Origin of the sequence: Allobosea sp. BK604, assembly GCF_004341515.1 — a bacterium.
GTDB lineage: Bacteria > Pseudomonadota > Alphaproteobacteria > Rhizobiales > Beijerinckiaceae > Allobosea.
Genome location: NZ_SLZF01000010.1, coordinates 231,691 through 252,201 on the forward strand (window position 1 = coordinate 231,691; position 20,511 = coordinate 252,201).

23 protein-coding genes are annotated in these 20,511 nt (G+C 66.8%); 13 read left to right on the forward strand and 10 right to left on the reverse strand.

Features of this window, described 5'->3' with window-relative positions; all coding sequences use genetic code 11:
* Positions 1 to 13 precede the first annotated feature (13 nt).
* The 9 genes from mce (at position 14) to der (ending at position 6,670) form a co-directional block, all read left to right on the forward strand.
* Positions 14 to 418 (forward strand): methylmalonyl-CoA epimerase, encoded by a 405-nt coding sequence (gene mce, locus EV560_RS27750; RefSeq protein WP_131859078.1) that lies wholly within the window; start codon positions 14 to 16, stop codon positions 416 to 418.
* A gap of 30 nt (positions 419 to 448) precedes the next feature.
* Complete coding sequence (locus EV560_RS27755) at positions 449 to 859, forward strand: RidA family protein (protein WP_131859079.1); 411 nt, start codon at positions 449 to 451, stop codon at positions 857 to 859.
* A 4-nt stretch (positions 860 to 863) separates the two neighbouring features.
* On the forward strand, positions 864 to 1,097 hold the full coding sequence (locus tag EV560_RS27760) for a DUF1467 family protein (protein WP_131859080.1): 234 nt from the start codon (positions 864 to 866) through the stop codon (positions 1,095 to 1,097).
* 533 nt (positions 1,098 to 1,630) lie between these two features.
* Positions 1,631 to 2,182, forward strand: coding sequence for a peptidylprolyl isomerase (locus EV560_RS27765; RefSeq protein ID WP_131859081.1), 552 nt, complete (start codon positions 1,631 to 1,633; stop codon positions 2,180 to 2,182).
* 6 nt (positions 2,183 to 2,188) lie between these two features.
* Entirely contained in the window at positions 2,189 to 2,818 is a 630-nt protein-coding gene (locus tag EV560_RS27770; RefSeq protein WP_131859082.1) for a hypothetical protein, read from the forward strand.
* Entirely contained in the window at positions 2,818 to 3,285 is a 468-nt protein-coding gene (locus tag EV560_RS27775) for a peptidylprolyl isomerase (RefSeq protein ID WP_131859083.1), read from the forward strand. The genes EV560_RS27770 and EV560_RS27775 overlap by 1 nt, the downstream gene beginning before the upstream one ends.
* Positions 3,286 to 3,368: 83 nt before the next feature.
* The gene (gene queA / locus EV560_RS27780; protein WP_131859084.1) at positions 3,369 to 4,463 is read left to right on the forward strand and encodes a tRNA preQ1(34) S-adenosylmethionine ribosyltransferase-isomerase QueA; all 1,095 of its coding nucleotides are present in this window, start codon (positions 3,369 to 3,371) and stop codon (positions 4,461 to 4,463) included.
* 75 nt (positions 4,464 to 4,538) lie between these two features.
* The gene (locus tag EV560_RS27785) at positions 4,539 to 5,201 is read left to right on the forward strand and encodes a tetratricopeptide repeat protein (protein ID WP_131859085.1); all 663 of its coding nucleotides are present in this window, start codon (positions 4,539 to 4,541) and stop codon (positions 5,199 to 5,201) included.
* Positions 5,202 to 5,284: 83 nt separating this feature from the next.
* Complete coding sequence (der, locus tag EV560_RS27790) at positions 5,285 to 6,670, forward strand: ribosome biogenesis GTPase Der (protein ID WP_465247045.1); 1,386 nt, start codon at positions 5,285 to 5,287, stop codon at positions 6,668 to 6,670.
* Positions 6,671 to 6,836: 166 nt separating this feature from the next.
* Here the strand turns inward: der and EV560_RS27795 are convergent, their stop codons facing one another.
* The 10 genes from EV560_RS27795 to rpsF form a co-directional block, all read right to left on the reverse strand.
* Complete coding sequence (locus EV560_RS27795; protein ID WP_131859087.1) at positions 6,837 to 7,577, reverse strand: SDR family NAD(P)-dependent oxidoreductase; 741 nt, start codon at positions 7,575 to 7,577, stop codon at positions 6,837 to 6,839.
* A 16-nt stretch (positions 7,578 to 7,593) separates the two neighbouring features.
* Positions 7,594 to 9,066 (reverse strand): amidophosphoribosyltransferase, encoded by a 1,473-nt coding sequence (purF, locus tag EV560_RS27800; protein WP_131859088.1) that lies wholly within the window; start codon positions 9,064 to 9,066, stop codon positions 7,594 to 7,596.
* Between the two features lie 151 nt (positions 9,067 to 9,217).
* Complete coding sequence (locus EV560_RS27805) at positions 9,218 to 9,904, reverse strand: CvpA family protein (protein ID WP_131859089.1); 687 nt, start codon at positions 9,902 to 9,904, stop codon at positions 9,218 to 9,220.
* A 107-nt stretch (positions 9,905 to 10,011) separates the two neighbouring features.
* Positions 10,012 to 11,406 carry a DNA repair protein RadA gene (gene radA / locus EV560_RS27810; RefSeq protein WP_131859090.1) on the reverse strand — a complete coding sequence of 465 codons (1,395 nt, stop codon included), beginning with the start codon at positions 11,404 to 11,406 and terminating at the stop codon, positions 10,012 to 10,014.
* A 4-nt stretch (positions 11,407 to 11,410) separates the two neighbouring features.
* Positions 11,411 to 12,541: an alanine racemase gene (alr, locus tag EV560_RS27815; protein ID WP_131859091.1), complete on the reverse strand. Its 1,131-nt coding sequence runs from the start codon at positions 12,539 to 12,541 to the stop codon at positions 11,411 to 11,413.
* Positions 12,538 to 14,025 (reverse strand): replicative DNA helicase, encoded by a 1,488-nt coding sequence (locus EV560_RS27820; protein WP_131859092.1) that lies wholly within the window; start codon positions 14,023 to 14,025, stop codon positions 12,538 to 12,540. The genes alr and EV560_RS27820 overlap by 4 nt, the downstream gene beginning before the upstream one ends.
* 162 nt (positions 14,026 to 14,187) lie before the next feature.
* Positions 14,188 to 14,754: a 50S ribosomal protein L9 gene (rplI, locus tag EV560_RS27825; protein WP_131859093.1), complete on the reverse strand. Its 567-nt coding sequence runs from the start codon at positions 14,752 to 14,754 to the stop codon at positions 14,188 to 14,190.
* Between the two features lie 27 nt (positions 14,755 to 14,781).
* On the reverse strand, positions 14,782 to 15,735 hold the full coding sequence (locus EV560_RS27830; RefSeq protein ID WP_131859094.1) for a DUF2232 domain-containing protein: 954 nt from the start codon (positions 15,733 to 15,735) through the stop codon (positions 14,782 to 14,784).
* Positions 15,736 to 15,898: 163 nt separating this feature from the next.
* Positions 15,899 to 16,144 (reverse strand): 30S ribosomal protein S18, encoded by a 246-nt coding sequence (gene rpsR, locus EV560_RS27835; RefSeq protein WP_038367644.1) that lies wholly within the window; start codon positions 16,142 to 16,144, stop codon positions 15,899 to 15,901.
* Positions 16,145 to 16,147: 3 nt separating this feature from the next.
* Positions 16,148 to 16,603: a 30S ribosomal protein S6 gene (gene rpsF / locus EV560_RS27840; RefSeq protein WP_131859095.1), complete on the reverse strand. Its 456-nt coding sequence runs from the start codon at positions 16,601 to 16,603 to the stop codon at positions 16,148 to 16,150.
* A 334-nt stretch (positions 16,604 to 16,937) separates the two neighbouring features.
* Between rpsF and fabD the strand changes: the two genes are divergently transcribed.
* The 4 genes from fabD to fabF all read left to right on the forward strand — a co-directional run bounded on the left by fabD (position 16,938) and on the right by fabF (position 20,466).
* Positions 16,938 to 17,882, forward strand: a complete 945-nt coding sequence (gene fabD / locus EV560_RS27845; protein WP_131859096.1) for an ACP S-malonyltransferase — start codon at positions 16,938 to 16,940, stop codon at positions 17,880 to 17,882.
* Between the two features lie 47 nt (positions 17,883 to 17,929).
* Positions 17,930 to 18,667 (forward strand): 3-oxoacyl-[acyl-carrier-protein] reductase, encoded by a 738-nt coding sequence (gene fabG, locus EV560_RS27850; RefSeq protein ID WP_131859097.1) that lies wholly within the window; start codon positions 17,930 to 17,932, stop codon positions 18,665 to 18,667.
* 255 nt (positions 18,668 to 18,922) lie between these two features.
* Positions 18,923 to 19,156: an acyl carrier protein gene (locus EV560_RS27855; RefSeq protein ID WP_043236751.1), complete on the forward strand. Its 234-nt coding sequence runs from the start codon at positions 18,923 to 18,925 to the stop codon at positions 19,154 to 19,156.
* A gap of 44 nt (positions 19,157 to 19,200) precedes the next feature.
* Positions 19,201 to 20,466 (forward strand): beta-ketoacyl-ACP synthase II, encoded by a 1,266-nt coding sequence (gene fabF / locus EV560_RS27860; protein WP_131859182.1) that lies wholly within the window; start codon positions 19,201 to 19,203, stop codon positions 20,464 to 20,466.
* The last annotated feature ends 45 nt before the right edge of the window (positions 20,467 to 20,511 follow it).

Genomic DNA, 20,511 nt, shown 5'->3' on the forward strand with positions numbered 1-20,511 from the left:
CTCGGGGGAGCTGATGATCGGACGCCTCAATCACGTCGCCATTGCGGTGAAGGACCTTGCCGCATCGACGGCGCTCTATCGTGACACGCTCGGCGCCCGCGTCTCCCAGCCGCTGCCGCAGCCTGAGCATGGCGTCACCGTCGTCTTCGTCGAATTGCCCAATACCAAGATCGAGCTGCTGGAGCCGCTCGGCGCCGACTCGCCGATCGCGAAATTCCTCGAGCGCAACGCCGATGGCGGCATCCACCATATCTGCTACGAGGTCGACGACATCCTCGCGGCGCGCGACCGGCTCAAGGAGGCTGGAGCGCGCGTGCTCGGCACGGGCGAGCCGCGTATCGGCGCCCATGGCAAGCCGGTGCTTTTCCTCCACCCCAAGGATTTCTGCGGCACGCTCGTGGAACTGGAACAGGCTTGAGGCTTCGGGCCCGGATTGGCGAATGGCAAGATGATCGAATTCCTCGAACAGCCCGAGGCGGGATCGCCACGACCGTTCAGCGCGGCGACGCGGGCGGGCGGTCTTGTCTTCGTCTCCGGCCATTCCGCGCCGCACGATCCCGCGCTCGGCATCTTTCGCGGCGATTCGCCGTCCGAGGAGGTGCGCAATGCGCTGGCCCGCATCGGCGTGATTCTGCGTGAGGCCGGCAGCGGGCTCGATCGCATCGTGCAGGTGACGATGCTGATCACCGACCCGGCCGACTACGCCGCCTGCAACGCCGAGTATGTGAAGCATTTTCCGGGCGGCCTGCCAGCCAGGCATACGGCGCGTTTCGGCGTGCCCACCGAGGCCCGCGTCGCATTCTCCTGCATCGCTCTCGCGGGCGAGGGCTCGTCGGCGAACGGCGCCGCGAAGGACTGACATCATGACCATTGCCGGCGGCCTGGCCGTTTACTTCGTGATCTGGTGGACGGTGCTCTTCACCGTGCTGCCCTTCGGCGTCCGCAATGAAGCAGAGACTGGGGAGGCGCATGTCGAGGGCACCGATCCCGGTGCGCCGGTCATGCCTAACCTGGTGAAGAAGGCGATGATCACATCGGTGATCGCGGCGGTCATCTTTGCGATCGTCTGGTATATCTGGGCCGTCTACGACATCTGAGCAAACAATCGCTCGCCGCCAAAAACAAAAGGCAAGGCCTGAGCCTTGCCTTTGGAGTTTGTTTTTACCGCAGTAATGGCGCGCGTCTATTTGCGTGCAGCTCATATACTAGGCGGGCGTTTGTTCCTCCCGAGACCTGGTCCGCGGCGCTCAAGTTTTACCCGAGCGAGCCCAGCCCCGAATGAGTAGCGGATTGTAACACTCCTGTCACCCATTTAGGCAGGGCTAGCCTGATCTTTTTGCAAATTTAATCCAACTTGCCCTTGTGCAGTGCAATAAAAATTGCCGAGCCGACTATGACGGGAGAAAACGCATCTGAAGAAGCCCGGCAAGGCTACTCTGGCCGAAACGCCCGCTGCCCCCAGTCTTCAAGTCGAAGAAGGGCTTCGGCACGAGCTTTCATCCATGCTCTCGGCATTGCGATCTATCCCGCTCGCAGCAACGCCATATCCGCCTTGTTCCGGCCAAAGGATAAAGCTACCACCGCCTATCTGATCTGCCGGGCCTCTCCGGCGGCCATGGAGACGGTCCTCATGCTGCGCAGCTCGCTTGCTATCCTTGCTCTTGCCGCTTCCTTGGGCTTTGCCCAGGCGCAGGCGCCTGCCAACGATCCCAACAACACGATCGTGCTCGAGACCAAGGACGGCAAGGTGACGATCCGGCTGCGCCCCGATCTCGCGCCCAAGCACGTCGCGCAGATCAAGGCGCTGACCAAGCGCGGTTTCTATGACGGCATCGTCTTCCACCGCGTCATCGACGGCTTCATGGCCCAGACCGGTGATCCGACCGGCACGGGCACTGGTAAGTCCGATCTGCCGAACCTGCCGGCCGAATTCAGCCAGACTCCCTACAAGGTCGGCTCGGTCGGCATGGCCCGCTCCAGCGCGCCGGATTCGGCCAATTCCCAGTTCTTCATCTGCTTCGAGGGCTGTGGCTCGCTGACCGGCCAATATACGCTGTTCGGCGAGGTCGTCTCCGGCATGGATGTCGTGCGCAAGATCAAGAAGGGCAGCTCGGCCAATAACGGCCAGGTCAGCGCGCCCGACAAGATCGTCAGCATGAAGCTGCTGGCTGACGCGAAGTAACAGGCGATGGCGAGGGCTGGCACGGTCCTGATCATTCTGGTGTCCCTGGGCGCGGCCGGTCCCGGCCTGGCCCAGGAGACCTTCGATCTCGGCCGCCCGCCGCCCTCCGGCTCGCAGAACCCGGTGCTGCCGCCGCCTTCGGGCTCGCAGAACCCGGTGCTGCCACCGCAATCAGGCCAGCGCTACGGGCCCGGTATCGGCGGGCGCTTCGGCGAGGGCGAGCGCCGCCCGGTTATTCCGAGCCCCTATCCCGGCGTCGACCAGGGCCTGAGCGGCTCGGTCTCGCCGACCACCGGCGGCCTGCAGGGCGACGTGGTCGACCGCATCTCCGAGATCGGACCGGCCTTGCGCCGCTGCTGGGAGCCGCCCGTGATGGCCGGCCCGACGGACGGAGCGATGGCGACGGTGCGTTTCAGCCTGCGCCGCAACGGCACGCTCTTCGGCCAGCCGCGCGTCACCTGGGAGACGCGTCGCTCGAACCCGGATCTGCAGGCGGCGTTCACGACGTCGATCCTGAACGCCGTTCGCAGTTGCACACCGATGAGGTTGTCGCCGCGCTTCGGAGCGAGTATCGCGGGACGACCCTTCACCATCCGCTTCCACGGCCGCGCGCCGTCCAATGAAAGGCCGACCTGATGGCACTCGATCCCGAGAACACCCTCGTCATGGAAACCACCAAGGGCCGCATCGTCATCGAGCTGCGCCCGGACCTCGCGCCGAACCATGTCGAGCGCCTCAAGACGCTCTCCCGCCAGGGCTTCTATGACGGCATCGTGTTCCACCGCGTCATCGACGGCTTCATGGCCCAGGTCGGCTGCCCGCACGGCACCGGCACCGGCGGCTCCGACCTGCCGGACCTGAAGCAGGAGTTCAATGCCGAGCCGCATGTCCGCGGCATCTGCTCGATGGCCCGCGCCCAGAACCCGAACTCGGCGAACAGCCAGTTCTTCATCGTCTTCGACGACGCCCGCTTCCTCGACAAGCAGTACACGGTCTGGGGCAAGGTCGTGGAAGGCATGGAGAATGTCGACAAGATCAAGCGCGGCGAGCCGGTGCGCGACCCCGACTCGATCGTCTCGATGAAGGTGATGGCGGACGCCTGAGCGTTTCAGCCGTTTATTCGCGAGCCCTCATCCTCGGGATGGGGGCTCGTTCTGTTTCAGCCGCAGCAAGGTGAGCGTCGGCCGTGGACGTCGGTCTTTTCGATTTCGACCTGCCGGAGGAGCGCATCGCGCTGAGGCCCGCGAGCCCGCGTGATGCGGCGCGCATGCTCGTCGTCAGGCCGGATGCAGCCGAGCCCCTGGAAGACCGCGGCGTGCGCGCTCTCGTCGATCTGCTGCGGCCGGGCGATGCGCTGGTGCTCAACGACACCCGCGTCATTCCCTCGCGCCTCTACGGCCGTCGCTATCGCGGCGAAACGTCCGCCCGCGTCGAAATCATGCTGCACAAGCGCGAGGGCGACGATCGCTGGCGCGCCTTTGCCCGGCCGGCCAAGAAGCTCGCCATCGGCGATACCGTCATCTTCGATAGTGAGGGTGCGAGCAATGCCTGCGAGCTCATGCGACTCCAGGCCGAGGTCGAGGAGAAGGGAGAGGGCGGGGAGGTCGTGCTCCGCTTCTCTCTGACCAGCGCCTATCTCGACGAGGCGATCGCACGGCTCGGCGAATTGCCGCTGCCGCCCTATATCGCCGGCAAGCGGCCGACCGATGCCGCCGATATCGGCGACTACCAGACGACCTATGCGCGGCAGGAGGGGGCGGTCGCGGCCCCGACAGCCGGCCTGCATTTCACGCCCGAGCTTTTCGCCGCCCTCGAGGCGCGCGGCGTCTCCCGCCATTTCGTCACGCTGCATGTCGGCGCCGGCACCTTCCTGCCGGTCAAGGCCGAGGATACGCGCGAGCATCGCATGCATGCCGAATGGGGCAGCGTCAGTGCCGGGACCGCCGATGCGCTGAATGCGGTCAGGCGCGCCGGAGGGCGCATCGTCGCCGTCGGCACCACGGCCCTGCGGCTCCTGGAGAGCGCGACTGGCGAGGACGACGTCGTAAAGCCCTTCTCGGGGGACACGGCGATCTTCATTACCCCCGGCTACCGCTTCCGCGCGGTCGACCTGCTGATGACGAATTTCCATCTGCCGCGCTCGACGCTGTTCATGCTGGTCTCGGCCTTCTGCGGGCTCGACATCATGAAACGGGCCTATGCCCATGCGATCGCTGAGGAATATCGCTTCTATTCCTATGGCGACGCCAGCCTGCTGTTCCGGGCCGGGCTGAAGGACTAGCTCTATCCTCGCATCCGGCTCGCAATCGCTCCGCGAAAATGCTACCCGGCAGGGCGAAAAGGAATATGACAGCTCATGGCCGATATTTTCCGTGAAATCGACGAGGAGGTCCGGCGCGACAAGGCGGCTGCCCTCTGGAAGAAATATGGCACCCTGATCACCATCCTGGCGGTGCTCGCCGTGCTGGGCGTCGCCGGCTGGCAGTTCTGGCTGCATCGCGAGCAGCAGGCCTCGCAGGCGGTCGGCGCCAAGCTGGAAGAGGCGCTGAAAGCCTCGCGCGACAATCGCGGCGCCGAGGCCGAGTCGATCCTGGTCGAGCTTTCGGCAAATGCGCCGGCCGGCTATCGCCAGATCGCCCGCTTCCGCCTCGCCGCCGAGACCGGCAAGCGCGATGCCGAGGCCGGGGCCAAGGCCTTTGACGGGCTCGCCAACGATGCGTCGCTCGAGCAGTTCTATCGCGACCTTGCCCGCCTGCGCGCCGGCATGCTGCGTGTCGATCTCGTGCCTTATTCGGAGATCCGCACGGCCCTGGAGCCGCTCGCGACGCCGCAAGGCGTCTGGCGCCATTCGGCCCGCGAATTCCTCGGGATCTCGGCGATGAAGGCGAACCAGTACGAGGATGCCGGCCGCTGGTTCGATGCCATCGTCACCGATCCCGCCTCGCCGCAGGTGCTGCGCCAGCGCACCGATCTCTACCTCGCGCTGGTGCGCGGCGGCCCGGTCCAGACCAAGAACTGACCAGAGCAAGAACTGACCAGACCAAGAACTGAGCCTGCGCCCGCAGGCCAGCACGTGTAGAAGAGTATCACGTAAAGAGCATCATGAGCGCGACCGTCGCCATCATCGGCCGGCCGAATGTCGGCAAGTCGACCCTGTTCAACCGGCTGGTCGGCAAGAAGCTTGCGCTGGTCGACGACCGGCCGGGCGTCACGCGCGACCGGCGCGAGGGCGAGGCCTCGCTCGGCCATCTCCGTTTCACGGTGATCGACACGGCCGGCCTGGAGGAGGCCGACAAGGATTCGCTCGCCGGCCGCATGCGCGCGCAGACCGAGACTGCCATCGCCCAGGCCGATGTCATCCTCTTCATGATCGACGCGCGCCTCGGTCTGACGCCGATGGACCAGCCCTTCGCCGATCTGGTGCGGCGCTCAGGCAAGCCGGTGATCCTGCTGGCCAACAAGGCCGAGGGCAACAAGGGCACTGACGGCGTCTTCGAGGCCTATACGCTCGGCCTTGGCGATCCTGTGCCGTTCTCTGCCGAGCATGGCGAGGGCACGGCAGACCTCCTGGAGGCGCTCGCCCCCTTCATCGCGATGCCCGAGGATGACGAGGACGAGCAGGACTGGGCCGAGGCTCCGGCCGGCGATGTCGATGAGGAGGACGATCCCAGCAAGCCGCTGCGTGTCACCATCATCGGACGGCCCAATGCCGGCAAGTCGACGCTAGTCAACCGCATCATCGGCGAGGATCGGCTGCTCACCGGCCCGGAGGCCGGCATCACCCGCGACACGATCTCGGTCGACTGGGAATGGCGCGGCCGCCCCGTAAAGCTCTTCGACACGGCCGGCATGAGGAAGCGCGCCCGCATCGAGGAGAAGCTGGAAAAACTCTCCGTCGCCGATGCGCTGCGCGCCATCCGCTTCGCCGAGGTCGTGGTCGTCCTGCTCGATTCGACCATCCCCTTCGAGAAGCAGGACCTGACGCTGGTCGACCTGACCGAGCGCGAGGGCAGGGCCGTCGTCATCGGCCTGAACAAGTGGGATCTCGTCGCCGACAAGCAGGGCCTGCTCGCCGAGCTCAAGGAAAAGGCCGGCTATTTGCTGGCGCAGGTGCGCGGCGTCCAGATCGTGCCGCTCTCGGGCCTCGCGGGCGAGGGCATCGACCGGCTCATGCAGGCGGTCTTCTCGAGCTACGAGGTCTGGAATCGGCGCGTCTCGACGGCGCGGATCAACCGCTGGCTCGAAGGCGTGCTCTCGGCCCATCCGCCTCCGGCAGTGTCCGGTCGCCGCATCAAGATCCGCTACATGACGCAGGCCAAGGCCCGCCCGCCGACCTTCGCATTGTTCGGCAACCAGCTCGATCATCTCCCGGTGTCCTACACGCGCTACCTGGTCAACAACCTGCGCGAGGCCTTCGAGCTGCCGGGCACGCCGATCCGCCTGCATACGCGCGGTGGGGCAAACCCCTACGACAAGGACAGGAAGTAGGGCAGCGCCTTCCTCCCCTCTTGGTGGCCGCGCGGGGTGCTGACGGGTGAGCGCAATGTTGTCATCCGAGGCCGCGCACCTGCTCCAATAGAAAAGGGCCGCTTGCGCGACCCTCATCCGTCCCGGCTTCGCCGATCCGTCTCCTCCCAGGGGGAAACGGACCTGCTCACGCCGGCATTTGCGGGCTCAGGACCTTGCCCTGCGGGAAATCGAAGATCTTGCCGCTCTCGCTCCAACTCGGCGAGGCCATCTCGACGAGATGCGGCGTCAGCTCCTCCGGCGTCCTCAGCGTCATCGGATCCTCGCCCGGCATGGCCTCGGCGCGCATGCGGGTGCGCAGCGGGCCCGGATTGACGATCATCACCTTGAGCGGCGTCGTCGCATTCTCGGCGGCATAGGTCCGCGCCATCGCCTCAACCGCCGCCTTCGAGATCGAATAGGGACCCCAATAGGCAAGGCAGCGATGCGCCGCGCCCGAGGACATCACGATGATCCGGCCGGCATCCGATTTCTGCAGCGCCGGCTCTGCCGTCTTGATCAGCCGCCAGTTGGCCGTGACGTTGGTGTCGAACACCTTGTTCCACTCGTTCGGCTGCACATGCGTGAGCGGCGAAAGCGGGCCGAGGATGCCGGCATTGGCGAGCAGGATGTCGAGCTTGCCCCAGCGCTCGATCAGCGCCGGCCCGAGCTTCTCGATGGCCTGAACATCGGCGAGGTCGACCGGCACCAGCGTCGCGCTGCCGCCCACAGCGCGGATCTCGTCATCGAGCTCTTCGAGCGCGCCGGAGGTTCGCGCCAGAGCCACGACATGGGCGCCGGCCTCGGCGAAAGCGAGCGCGGTGGCACGGCCGATGCCGCGCGAGGCACCGGTGACGAGGGCGATGCGCCCGTCGAGAGGCTTGGTCATAGGGATCCTGTCAGGCTCAGCCGGCTTCCGCGAGCAGCGACAATTGCTGCTTGGCGCTTTCGCCGATCACGTCGGTCAGCGAGGTCGGGTAGTCGCCGGTGAAGCAGTGGTCGGTGAATTGCGGCCGGATCGGATCGCGTCCGGCATGGCCCATGGCGCGGTAGAGCCCCTCGACCGACAGGAAGGCGAGCGAATCGGCGCCGACGAACTGACGCATCTCCTCGAGCGAATGGGTCGCGGCGAGCAGCTTCTCGCGGTCGGGCGTGTCGATGCCGTAATAGTCGGGATGGGTGATCGGCGGCGAGGAGATGCGGAAATGCACCTCGCGGGCGCCGGCCTCGCGCATCATCTTGACGATCTTGAACGAGGTCGTGCCGCGCACGATCGAGTCATCGACAAGGACGATGCTCTTGCCCTCGACCACCGAGCGGTTGGCGGAGTGCTTCAGGCGCACGCCGAGTTCGCGCACCTTCTGCGTCGGCTCAATGAAGGTGCGGCCGACATAGTGGTTGCGGATGATGCCGAGCTCAAAGGGGACGCCGCTCGCCTGGGCATAGCCGAGCGCCGCCGGCACGCCGGAATCGGGCACGGGTACGATGACGTCGGCATTGGCCGGCGCTTCGGCTGCGAGCTGCATGCCCATCTGCTTGCGGCGCTCGTAGATGCTGCGGCCCTTCACGATCGAATCCGGCCGGGCGAAATAGATGTACTCGAAGATGCAGGGCCGCTCCGGCATCGGCGGGAAGGGCTTGTGGCTCTCGATCCCGTCCTCGGAGGCGACGATGACCTCGCCATTTTCGACCTCGCGGATGAACTTGGCGCCAATGATGTCGAGCGCGCAGGTCTCGGAGGTCAGGATCGGGCAGCCGTCGAGCTCGCCCAGCACGAGCGGGCGGATGCCGAGCGGGTCGCGCGCGCCGATCAGCTTCTTGTTGGTCATGCCGACGAAGGCATAGGCGCCCTCGATCTGGCGGATCGCCTCGACGAAACGCTCGATGAAGCGGGTCTTGCGGCTACGTGCGACGAGATGGAGCAGCACCTCGGTATCGGAGGTCGACTGGTAGATCGCGCCGTCGCGCACGAGATTGCGCCGCAGCGTCAGGCCATTGGTCAGGTTGCCGTTATGGGCGACCGCGAAGCCGCCGCCATGCAATTCCGCAAAGAGCGGCTGGACATTGCGCAGGATGGTTTCGCCCGTCGTCGAGTAGCGGACATGGCCGATCGCCTGCGAGCCGGCGAGCTTCTCGATCACCGAGGCTTCCGAGAAGGCGTCGCCGACGAGGCCGAGCCGCCGCTCCGAATGGAAGCGCTTCCCGTCGAACGAGACGATACCGGCCGCCTCCTGACCGCGATGCTGCAGCGCGTGCAGGCCGAGCGCAGTCAGCGCCGCGGCGTCGGCATGGCCAAAAATGCCAAAGACGCCGCATTCTTCGCGGAGCCGGTCGGCATTGGGATCGAAGGCGGAATCGGCTTCATCCTGGGGCATCATCATGGCTCCATACGCGCTGTGGCGCGGCAACAACGGCAATGAACGCGGCTTCCGCCCGGCTTTTCAAAGGCCGAACGGAATTCGCGTCGGATCGATCCCTTGAGCATGGTCCTGTCGCAAAAGTGAGGCCACCTCTGCGCGGACCATGGCTTCAGGGCCTGTTCGGGACGGCGCCGGTGGTCGGCCGGCTCGTCTCGATTGCCCGTTGCAGTGCTTGCCTGTCGGGCGCAGCAGGAGCCTGCGTGCGGCGTTGGGGATCGCTCGTCGGATTGGCCGGCGTGCGCGGCTCCTCGGCCGGGGCCTCGACAGGCTCATCGCCGGTCTTGGGCTTCAGCAGGTTCTTGATGAAGTCGGAATTGATGTCTTGGGGCAGCATCGTCAAGAGCGAGCGGCCGGTTTCTTCGAGAATCGGCTTTGCCCTGGCTTCCTTGGCCCAGGCCGGCTGCATCTTCTCCGGCACCAGCGCCGAGAAGAACAGGTAGCCGATGACCGCGAGCAGGAGGCCGCGTCCGGCGCCAAAGACGAAGCCGAGCGTGCGGTCGAGCGCGCCGATGCGCGAGTCGAGCACGAAATCGGAGATCCGCGCCGTGATCAGCGAGACCACGATCAGCGTGACCAGGAAGAGTGCGGCGATCACGGCGACGAGCGCGATCGTCTTGTTCGGGATGTGCTGCTCTGCGATCGGCAGCAACTGCGGATGGAACATCCAGGCGACCACCGCCGCGGCAATCCAGGAGGCGATCGCCAGCACTTCGCGCGTCAGGCCGCGCACGGCCGCAAGCAATGCCGAGATCAGAACCACGCCGATGACGACGAGATCAAGGATGGTGACAGGCATTTCACAAGCCGCTTCGCTAGCACATCAGGATGGCCTGCATGAAATGGGCCGGCCGCACCGCGCTTGCTATACGCGCGAACGCGGCTTTCGTCACCATCGCGTGCGGGTCATTTCACATCTCTGCGCGGCGCCCGCGCGGCGATATCGGCAACAAGTTCCGTGACATGGCCGAAACGCCGCAGGTTGAGCCCGCCGCCATCGCCAAAATCCGCACCGCCCGAGGGCAGGAAGGCCGCCCCGAAGCCGAGCTTGGCTGCTTCCCTGAGTCGCGCCGCCGCGACGGAGACCGGCCGAATCGCCCCGGAAAGTGCGACCTCGCCGAAATAGACCGATTCATTGGGCAGGATCGCACCGGTCAGCGACGAGACCAGCGCAGCGGCGACCGCGATATCGGCCGCCGGCTCGTTGACGCGCAGGCCGCCGGCGACGTTGAGATAGACATCGTGCTGGCCGAGCCTGAGCCCGCCATGGGTTTCCAGCACGGCGAGGACCATGGCGAGCCGGCTGTTCTCCCAGCCGACGACGGCACGACGCGGCGTGCCGAGCGAGGTCGGCGAGACCAGCGCCTGGATCTCGACCAGGACGGGCCGCGTGCCCTCGACACCGGCGAAGACGGCCGCGCCCGGCGCCGCCTGATCGCGCCCCGCCAGGAAGAGCGCTGACGGGTTGGACACTTCGGACAGACCCTTGCCGGTCATCTCGAAGACGCCGATCTCGTCGGTCGCGCCGAAGCGGTTCTTCTGGCCGCGCAGGACGCGGAAGGAATGGGCGCCTTCACCCTCGAAGGAGAGCACGGCATCGACCATGTGCTCGACCACGCGCGGTCCGGCGATCTGCCCGTCCTTGGTGACATGGCCGACGAGGATCAGGCAGGCGCCGCTGGTCTTGGCATAGCGGATCAGCGATTGCGCCGACCCCCGCACCTGCGTCACCGTGCCCGGCGCGCTCTCGACCTCGCCCGACCACATGGTCTGGATCGAATCGATCACCACGAGGGCTGGACGCTGGCCCTGGCCGAGCGTGGCGATGATGTCCTCGACATTGGTCTCCGCCGCGAGGTCGACCGGCGCATCGGCGAGGCCCATGCGCTCGGCCCGCAGGCGGACCTGACCGGTCGATTCCTCGCCGGAGACATAGACGACGCGCTGTCCGCTATTGGCGAGCGCGGCGCAGGCCTGCATCAGCAGTGTCGACTTGCCGATGCCGGGATCGCCGCCGATGAGGAGCACCGAGCCTGGCACGAAGCCGCCGCCGGTGACGCGGTCGAGCTCGCCGATCCGCGAGACGATGCGCGGCGCGTCCTGCGTCTCGCCTTTCAGCGTCTCCAGCGCGAAGACGCGCCCGCGCGCCTTGCCTGACGAGCCGCGCGCGCCGGGGACGGGCGCGGCCTGCGCCTCCTCGGTCAGCGAGGACCAGGTGCCGCAGGCATCGCACTTCCCCTGCCAACGGTGATAGACCGCGCCGCAGGCTTGGCAGGTATAGGTCGGTCCGCGTTTCGCCACGCGCTCAGAGCCCGATATAGCGGCGCGTGTGGCGCCGGCCGAGCCTGGTCAGGATCTCGTAGCCGATCGTCTTGGCGCCGGCGCCGACCGTTTCCAGATCGAGCGGTCCGCCGATCAGCGTCATGCTGGCTCCGCGCTTGACGGCCTCGGGTGGCGCATCGCTGACATCGGCGATGATCAGGTCCATCGAGACCGAGCCGACGAACGGACAGATCACGCCGCCGAGGATGGCAGAGCCGCCCGTGTCGGTGTCGGTCCAGCTCGCATTGCGCGGATAGCCATCGGCATAGCCGAGATCGATCGTGGCGAGCTTGCGCCGGCTCTTTGCCGTCCAGCGACCGTTATAGCCGACCTGCGTGCCGGGCTCGACCTCGCGCAGCTGGATGATGCGCGCCTCCAGGCCGATGACGGGCAGCATCGGGTTCGGCCGCCCCGGCGTCGGGTTGCCGCCATAGAGCGCATAGCCCGGCCGCGTCAGCTGGTAGGACGGGCAATCGGCGAGAAAATGTCCCGAGGAGTTCTTCAACGAGGCGGGAATGCCGGGAAAGGCCGCGGCGATCTCGGCGAAGGCCCTGATCTGGCGGGCATTGGCGGGATCGTTGACATCCTCGGACGAGGCGAAATGCGACATCACCAGCCCGATGCCCGCGGCCTCGATGTCGCGCCTGCGCTCGCGGGCGAAATCGAGGCCTTCGCCGGGCCAGAGCCCGAGCCGGTTCATGGCCGTGTCGATATGCAGGGCGGCAGGGCGGGCCTTGTTCGTTTCCGCGCGGAACGCGGCCCATTCGGCCAGTTCCTCATGCGAGCCGAGCACGGGCGAGAGATCGTGCTGCGCATAGACCCCGCAGCTGCCGGGCATGAGCCCGTTCAGGATGTAGATCGTCGCCTCCGGCGCGACTGCGCGCGCCCGGATGCCTTCGGACAGGCGCGCGACGAAGAAGCTGCGGCAGCCGGCTCTGGCGAGCGCCGTCACGGCCGGCTCGATGCCGATGCCATAGGCATCGGCCTTGACCACCGCGCCGGCCTCCGCGCCGGCCCGTTCGCCGAGCGCGCGCCAGTTCGCCACCAGCGCGCCGAGGTCGATGGTCAGCGTTGCGCCGTCTGCCACGGCGCCGGGCGTATCGAACGGGCTCATAGATGGTCCGGCAGGCGGGCTTCGTCGGCGCGGTCGGAGAAGCGCGTCACGTCGGCGTCGAACTGGAGCGCGACCGTGCCGGTCGGGCCGTGGCGCTGCTTGCCGATGATCAGCTCGGCAAGGCCATGCGCGGCCTCCATCTCGATCTGCCACTTGTTGTGCTCTTCGGTGCCGGGGCGCGGCTCCTTGCCCTTGAGGTAGTATTCCTCGCGATAGACGAACATCACCACGTCGGCGTCCTGCTCGATCGAGCCGGATTCGCGCAGATCCGAGAGCTGCGGGCGCTTGTCGTCGCGGCTTTCGACCTGACGCGAGAGCTGCGACAGCGCGATGATCGGCACCGAGAGCTCCTTGGCCAGCGCCTTCAGGCTGGTTGTGATCTCGGTCAGCTCCTGCACGCGGTTCTGGCCGGCCTTGGCCGAGCCGGAGAGGAGCTGGAGATAGTCGATGAAGAGGACGTCGAGCCCCTTCTGGCGTTGCAGCCTTCGGGCGCGGGCGACGAGCTGCGCGATCGAGATGCCGCCGGTCTGGTCGATATAGAGGGGCAGCTTCTCGATCTGGGCGGCGACATCGGTCAGCCGGGCGAAATCGCCCTCGGTGATGCGGCCCTGCCTGATCTTGTAGGAGGAAATGCCGGATTGCTCGGCGACGATACGGGTCGCGAGCTGATCGGCCGACATTTCGAGCGAGAAGAAGCCGACTACGCCGCCATCGACGGTCTTGAGCGTGCCGTCCTCCTGGCGCTCGGCGCGCCAGGCCTTGGCGATGTTGAAGGCGATATTGGTCGCGAGCGAGGTCTTGCCCATGGCAGGGCGGCCGGCGAGCACGATCAGGTCGGAGCGCTGCAGGCCGCCCATGCGCTGGTCGACATCGCGCAGGCCGGACGAGATGCCGGAAAGGCCGCCGGCGCGCTGATAGGCGCTCGCCGCCATGTCGATGGCGAGGCGCAACGCCCCGTCGAATTTCTGGAAGCCGCCCTCGTAGCGGCCCTTTTCCGCCAGCGCATAGAGCTTGCGCTCTGCATCCTCGATCTGCTCGCGCGGCGCCATCTCGACCGGCGCGTCATAGGCGACGTTGACGAGATCCTCGCCGACGCCGATCAACTGGCGGCGGATCGCGAGGTCGTAGATCGTGCGGCCATAGTCGCCGGCATTGATGACGGTGGTCGCCTCGGCTGCGAGCCGGGCGAGATATTGCGAGGCGGTCAGCCCGCCCAGATCGATCTCACCGACGAAGGTCTTCAGCGTGATCGGGCTCGCGAGCTTCCCGGCCCGGATCATGCTGGCCATCAGCTCGAAGATGCGCTGGTGGATCGGCTCGAAGAAATGGTCGGCCAGCAGGAAGTCCGAGACGCGGTAGAGCGCCTCGTTATTGACCAGGATCGCGCCCAGCAATGCCTGCTCCGCCTCGATATTATGAGGCTGGACGCGATAGTCGGCCTCGGTCTTCTCGAGGCGGGCAACGAGGGCGGTGGCAGTGGCCATGATCTGCGGGCGTTCTCGGTTCGGCTGAGTCGGAAGATGCTAACTCTAGCACCCTGACGCCCGGCGCCAGCATTGAATGCACGAATTACCGAAGTTCACAGCCCAACGAAAAGGGCGCTGTGTTGCCACAGCGCCCCTTGACTCGAAGCGGGCTGAAAAAACTCAGCGCTCGTCGTCGCCGCCGGCCTCAGCCAGGGCAGCACCGACCTCGAGGCCGAGATCGTCAAGGTCGAACTCCTCGCGGGCGGTGACGTTCTCGCCCTGCGCCTGGCGCTCGGCTTCCTCGGCCGAACGGGCGACGTTGACGGTGACCGTGACAGAGACTTCCGGGTGCAGCACGACAGGGACGGTGTGCAGGCCGAGCGTCTTGATCGGCGTGTTGAGCGTGACCTGGTTGCGGTCGACGCTGAAGCCGGCCTTGGTCAGGGCCTCGGCCACGTCGCGGGTCGAGACCGAACCGTAGAGCACACCGGATTCGCCCGACTGGCGCAGCATCACGACGGTCTGGCCATTGAGGCTCTCGGCGACCGAATCGGCCTCCTTCTTCAGCTCGAGGTTGCGGGTCTCGAGTTGGGCGCGCTGGGTCTCGAAGCGCTTCCTGTTCTCCTCGGTGGCGCGCAGCGCCTTGCCGCGGGCGAGCAGGTAGTTGCGGCCGAAGCCGTCGCGGACGCGCACGACTTCGCCCATCTGGCCAAGCTTCGCGACGCGTTCGAGCAGGATCACTTCCATGGTTCTTCTCCTTCTTGGGCTTGCTGTTCAGGTGTTGACGGTAGGCGGGAGCGGAGGCTTCGGGCCGCGCTTGCGCAGCCCGAACAGGGAATCGGCCATGCCGACGAGGGTCAGCAGCGGCGTCAGCAGGGCCTGCATCACGATCAGTGCGACATAGACCGCGATCAGCGCCGGCGCCCGCCAGGGCTTGCCGCGGGTGAGGTCGTGGATCAGGGCGAGCCCGCTGAACATGAACACGGCGAGCAGCGCGCCCGTCAGCGCCGCGCCCGCGACGCCGATGAAGCCGCCGAACGAGATCGTCACCAGCGCGGCGGCGAGCAGGAACAGGGCCCGGCGCGGCACGGTCGTCGCCGGAATGAAGGGCCAGGGCCGCGGCAGCCGGCCGGAGACCTGGACGGCCTTGGCGGCGAGCCAGAGATTGGCGACGAGCGTGGTGACGAAGGAGGCGCCGATGCCGACGGGCACGGCCGGCGCCAGGCGCTGCGCCAGCTCGGACAGGTTCGCGTCCGGCGTCAGCGTGATCAACTGGCCGCGCACCATCTCGTTGAGCAGGTTCTCGATCACCCGCGCGATCACCGAGCGATAGGTGTCGTAATCCGTGGTCATCACCAGGGCACTGCCGACCGTGGTCAGTGCCGCCGTCGCCGCGATCCAGACCAGGAGATGGCCGAGCGGATACCATTCGGTGGTGCCGTTGCCGTCACCGCGCGCGAGCAGGGCGAGATAGGCGATCCACCAGGCCGGCAGGGCGACGATGAGCGCGAAGTTCAGGCCGGCGGGAAGACTGAGCGCGACGGCGCCGGCGACAGCGCCCGCGGCCATGGCGACGAGGCCGGCGCGATGGTTCCAGCCGAGCGCGGCAATGAAGATCGGCAGGGGCGCGGCCGAATACAGCAGCACGGCCAGCGGCGATCCGGTGATCACCACTGCGAAGAGAAGCGCCGAAACCAGGCCGGCGCCGATGCCGACGATCGGAAGCATGCTTTCGTCCTGCTGTCCCGCTGCTCCCGGGCCGTTCCGGCCGGGCAGGGTGAGAGGCGTCTCGCCTCAACATACCAGACGGGTTTTCACCGCCTGGCGACCAAGTTCTGTCGGTTCAATAGAGCCGGTGGCGCCATGGCGCCACCGGAAAAGCTTCAGCCGCTCAGCGGATGACGTAGGGCAGCAGGCCGAGGAAGCGGGCGCGCTTGATCGCCTGGGCGAGCTCACGCTGCTTCTTGGCCGAGACGGCCGTGATGCGGGACGGCACGATCTTGCCGCGCTCCGAGATGTAGCGCGAGAGCAGACGGACGTCCTTGTAGTCGATCTTCGGGGCGCCTTCGCCCGAGAACGGGCAGGACTTGCGGCGGCGGAAGAAGGGGCGGCGAGCGCCGGCAGATGCAGTCGACATGGATCAGGCCTCCCCGGCAGGCGCAGCTTCGCCGCCAGCTTCGTCTTCGCGGCGCGGACGGTCACGGCGCGGGCCGCGATCGAAACGGTCGCCACCACGCTCGAAGCGGTCGCCCCGCTCGCCGCGGTCGTCACGATCGCGCTTCTGCAGCATGGCCGACTGGCCTTCCTCGAGCTCCTCGACGCGGATGGTCAGGAAGCGCAGGACGTCTTCGTTGATGCGCATCTGGCGCTCCATCTCCAGCACGGCGGCGGAGGGGGCGTCGATGTTCAGCAGCGAGTAGTGAGCCTTGCGGTTCTTCTTGATGCGATAGCCGAGGGACTTCACGCCCCAATATTCGACCTTGGGGACCGAACCGCCATTCGCCTCGATGATGCCCTTGAACTGCTCGACGAGGGCTTCGACCTGCTGCGCGCTGACATCCTGCCGCGCGAGCAGCACATGCTCGTACAATGCCATAGATGGCCTTTCTGTTTCACCTCTGCTTCGCCCGGCGCGGAGCCCTCCGAGCCCTGGATAAGGCCCGACAGGATTTCATCGAAGGCGGAGACACGGGATGACGGCTCCAAGGAGCCTGCGGCAGCATCCGGGAAGGACGCAACTCGCCATCCGTTCAGCCTCCGGCCGAACAGCAGATGGCGGCTGATACAGGCTCGGGGCACTTCGCGCAAGCACAATCCAGAACTTATCGGGCCTGAAAGCCGAATACTTCCCCGGCAATGCTTGACTTGATGTGCCAAGCAATGTGAGAGGCGCGCCAGTTTGCCACATCGTTAACACGAGGTTTGACAGCATGACGACCGCGCTGATCTTTCCCGGGCAGGGTTCTCAGGCCGTCGGCATGGGCAAGAGCCTGGCCGAGGCCTTTCCAGCTGCGCGGGCTGTCTTCGACGAGGTCGATGCCGCCCTGTCGCAGAAGCTCTCCACGCTGATGTTCGAGGGGCCGGCCGAGGAGCTGACGCTCACCGCCAATGCCCAGCCGGCGCTGATGGCGGCCAGCCTCGCGGTCGTGAAGGTGCTCGAAGCCGAGGCCGGCTTCTCGTTGAAGCGCGACGCCGCTTTCGTCGCCGGCCACTCGCTCGGCGAATATTCGGCGCTTGCCGCCGCCGGCGCCTTCTCGATCTCCGACGCGGCCAGGCTGCTGCGCATCCGCGGCGATGCCATGCAGAAGGCCGTGCCGGCGGGTGAGGGCGCCATGGCGGCGCTGCTTGGCGTCGAGCTCGACAAGGCGCGCGAGCTCGCGGCCGAGGCGGCTCAAGGTCAGGTCTGCGAGGCGGCAAACGACAATGGCGGCGGCCAGGTCGTGCTCTCGGGTGCCAAGGCGGCAATCGAGCGCGCCATTGCGCTGGCGCCCGAACGGGGCATCAAGCGCGCCCTGTCGCTTCCGGTCTCGGCGCCGTTCCATTGCGCGCTGATGCAGCCTGCTGCCGACGCGATGCGGGACGCCCTCGCCAAGGTCGAGGTCAGGGCGCCGGTCGTGCCGGTCATGGCCAATGTCGGGGCCGCGCCGCTGTCCGATCCGGATGCGATCCGCGCCTCGCTGGTGGCGCAGGTCACCGGCACGGTGCGCTGGCGTGAATGCGTGCTGGCGCTGGCCGATGCCGGTGTCACCCGTTTCATCGAGGTCGGCAGCGGCAAGGTCCTCGCCGGCCTGGTCAAGCGCATCGCGGCGGGCGCGAGTGCCATCTCGATCGGCACCGCCGACGATATCAAGAGCTACGGCACTCCAAACGGGTAGGTGGCCCAGCGGGGTAATCGGCTGGGGAGCCGAAAAGGGGAGGTGACATGTTTGATCTGACGGGGAAAAGAGCCCTGGTGACCGGGGCGACCGGTGGCCTCGGCGGCGCCATCGCCCGCGTGCTCCACGCCCAGGGCGCGAGCGTCGCGCTGTCCGGCACGCGCGTCGAGGCGCTCGAGGCGCTCGCGGCCGAACTCGGCGAGCGGGTCGCGGTGACGCCGTGCAACCTCTCCGACAAGGCTTCGGTCGAGGCCCTGGTGCCGGCGGCCGAGGAGAAGCTCGGCGGGCTCGACATCCTCGTCAACAATGCCGGCGTCACGCGCGACAACCTGTTCATGCGCCTCAAGGACGAGGATTGGGACAGTGTCATCGCCGTCAACCTCACCGCCGCCTTCCGCCTCTCCCGCGCGGCCGTGAAGAGCATGATGCGCCGCCGCCATGGCCGCATCATCTCGATCGGCTCGGTCGTCGGCGTTACCGGCAATCCCGGGCAGGGCAACTACGCCGCCTCCAAGGCTGGGCTGATCGGCATGTCCAAGGCGCTCGCCGCCGAGGTCGCGAGCCGCAACATCACGGTCAATGTCGTCGCGCCCGGCTTCATCGAGTCGCCGATGACGCAGGCGCTGAACGACAAGCAGCGCGAGAGCATCCTCTCCGACGTGCCGATGGGCCGTCTCGGTTCCGGGGCGGATGTCGCCGCCGCGGTTGCCTATCTCGCCAGCAACGAGGCCGCCTACGTGACCGGGCAGACCTTGCACGTTAACGGCGGAATGACAATGATTTGAGAGGGTTATGTCGGGTTTCTGAAGCGTTTCCAAACCCGCTTCCGGCTCTCGCCAGTCCTGATCGAGTGTGTTAACTAGCGCCGTCACGCCGCACCGCGCCACCTTCGGGGGACTTGACGCGAACCCGGTTGTTGCGTTTGTGCAGCCTTGAGAGTTCCGCTCCGGCGGCATCCTTGCGATGTTGCCGGGCCGCGGGAGCAGTCCCTATACCCGTCGCGATCCAGCGATGTGTTTCAATCTTTGAGGAAAAGACCCATGAGCGATGTCGCCGAGCGCGTGAAGAAGATCGTGATCGAGCATCTCGGCGTCGAACCCGAGAAGGTCGTCGAAGGCGCCAATTTCATTGAGGACCTCGGTGCCGACAGCCTCGATACGGTCGAGCTCGTGATGGCGTTCGAAGAGGAGTTCGGCGTCGAGATCCCGGATGACGCCGCCGAGACCATCGTCACCGTCGGCGACGCCGTCAAGTTCCTGTCGAAGAGCGCCTGAGCGGCAGCGCCCGCCAAGACGACATGAGCCCACGCAGTCAGACCATGCGACGTGTCGTGGTGACCGGGCTCGGCATGGTGACGCCGCTTGGTTGCGGCGTCGAGCCGAGCTGGTCCCGCCTGATCGCCGGCGCCAGCGGCGCCGGTCCGATCACGACATTCGACGTCAGCGACCTTCCCGCCCGTATCGCCTGCACGATTCCGCGCGGCGACGGCTCCGACGGCACCTACAATCCCGACGATTGGATGGAGCCCAAGGAGCAGCGCAAGGTCGATGATTTCATCGTCTTCGCCATGGCGGCTGCCAAGCAGGCGCTCGACGATGCAGCCTGGAAACCCGAAAGCTACGAGGACCAGATCACGACCGGCGTCGCGATCGGTTCCGGCATCGGTGGCCTGGGGGGCATCTACGAGGCCTCGCTTCTGATCAAGGAGCGCGGCCCGCGCCGCCTCTCCCCCTTCTTCATTCCGGGCCGGCTGAGCAATCTCGCCGCCGGCTATGTCTCGATCGAGCACGGGCTGAAGGGCCCCAATCACGCGGTCGTCACCGCCTGCTCGACCGGCGCGCACGCCATTGGCGATGCCTCGCGCATGATCGCGCTGGGCGATGCCGACGTCATGGTCGCCGGCGGCACCGAATCGGCGGTCAACCGCATCGGCATTGCCGGCTTCTGCGCCTGCCGGGCGCTCTCGACCGGCTTCAACGACACGCCCGAGAAGGCCTCGCGCCCCTATGACAAGGATCGCGACGGTTTCGTCATGGGCGAGGGCGCCGGCGTCGTCGTGCTGGAAGAGCTCGAGCATGCCAAGGCGCGCGGCGCGCGCATCTATGCCGAGATCGTCGGCTACGGCATGTCGGGCGATGCCTATCACATCACCTCGCCGGCCGAGGATGGCGACGGCGCCTATCGCTGCATGTCGGCCGCGCTGAACCGCGCCGGCATCACCGCGGGCGATGTCGACTATATCAATGCCCACGGCACCTCGACCCAGGTCGGCGACGAGATCGAGCTGCGCGCGGTCGAGCGCCTGCTCGCGAATGCGCCGAAAAAGCCGTCCATGTCCTCGACCAAGTCGGCGACCGGGCACCTGCTCGGCGCGGCCGGCGCGATCGAGGCGATCTTTTCCGTGCTGGCGATTCGCGACCAGATCGTGCCGCCGACGATCAATCTCGACAATCCGTCGGTCGAGACCGATCTCGACCTCGTGCCGAACGTCGCGAAGAAGCGGAACATCGATGTCGCGCTGTCGAATTCCTTCGGCTTCGGCGGCACCAATGCCTCGCTCGTGATGCGCCGCTACGTCGACTGATGTTGCCGCCCATTCGGGGGGCAGCGCGCTTTCGCCATATTTTTC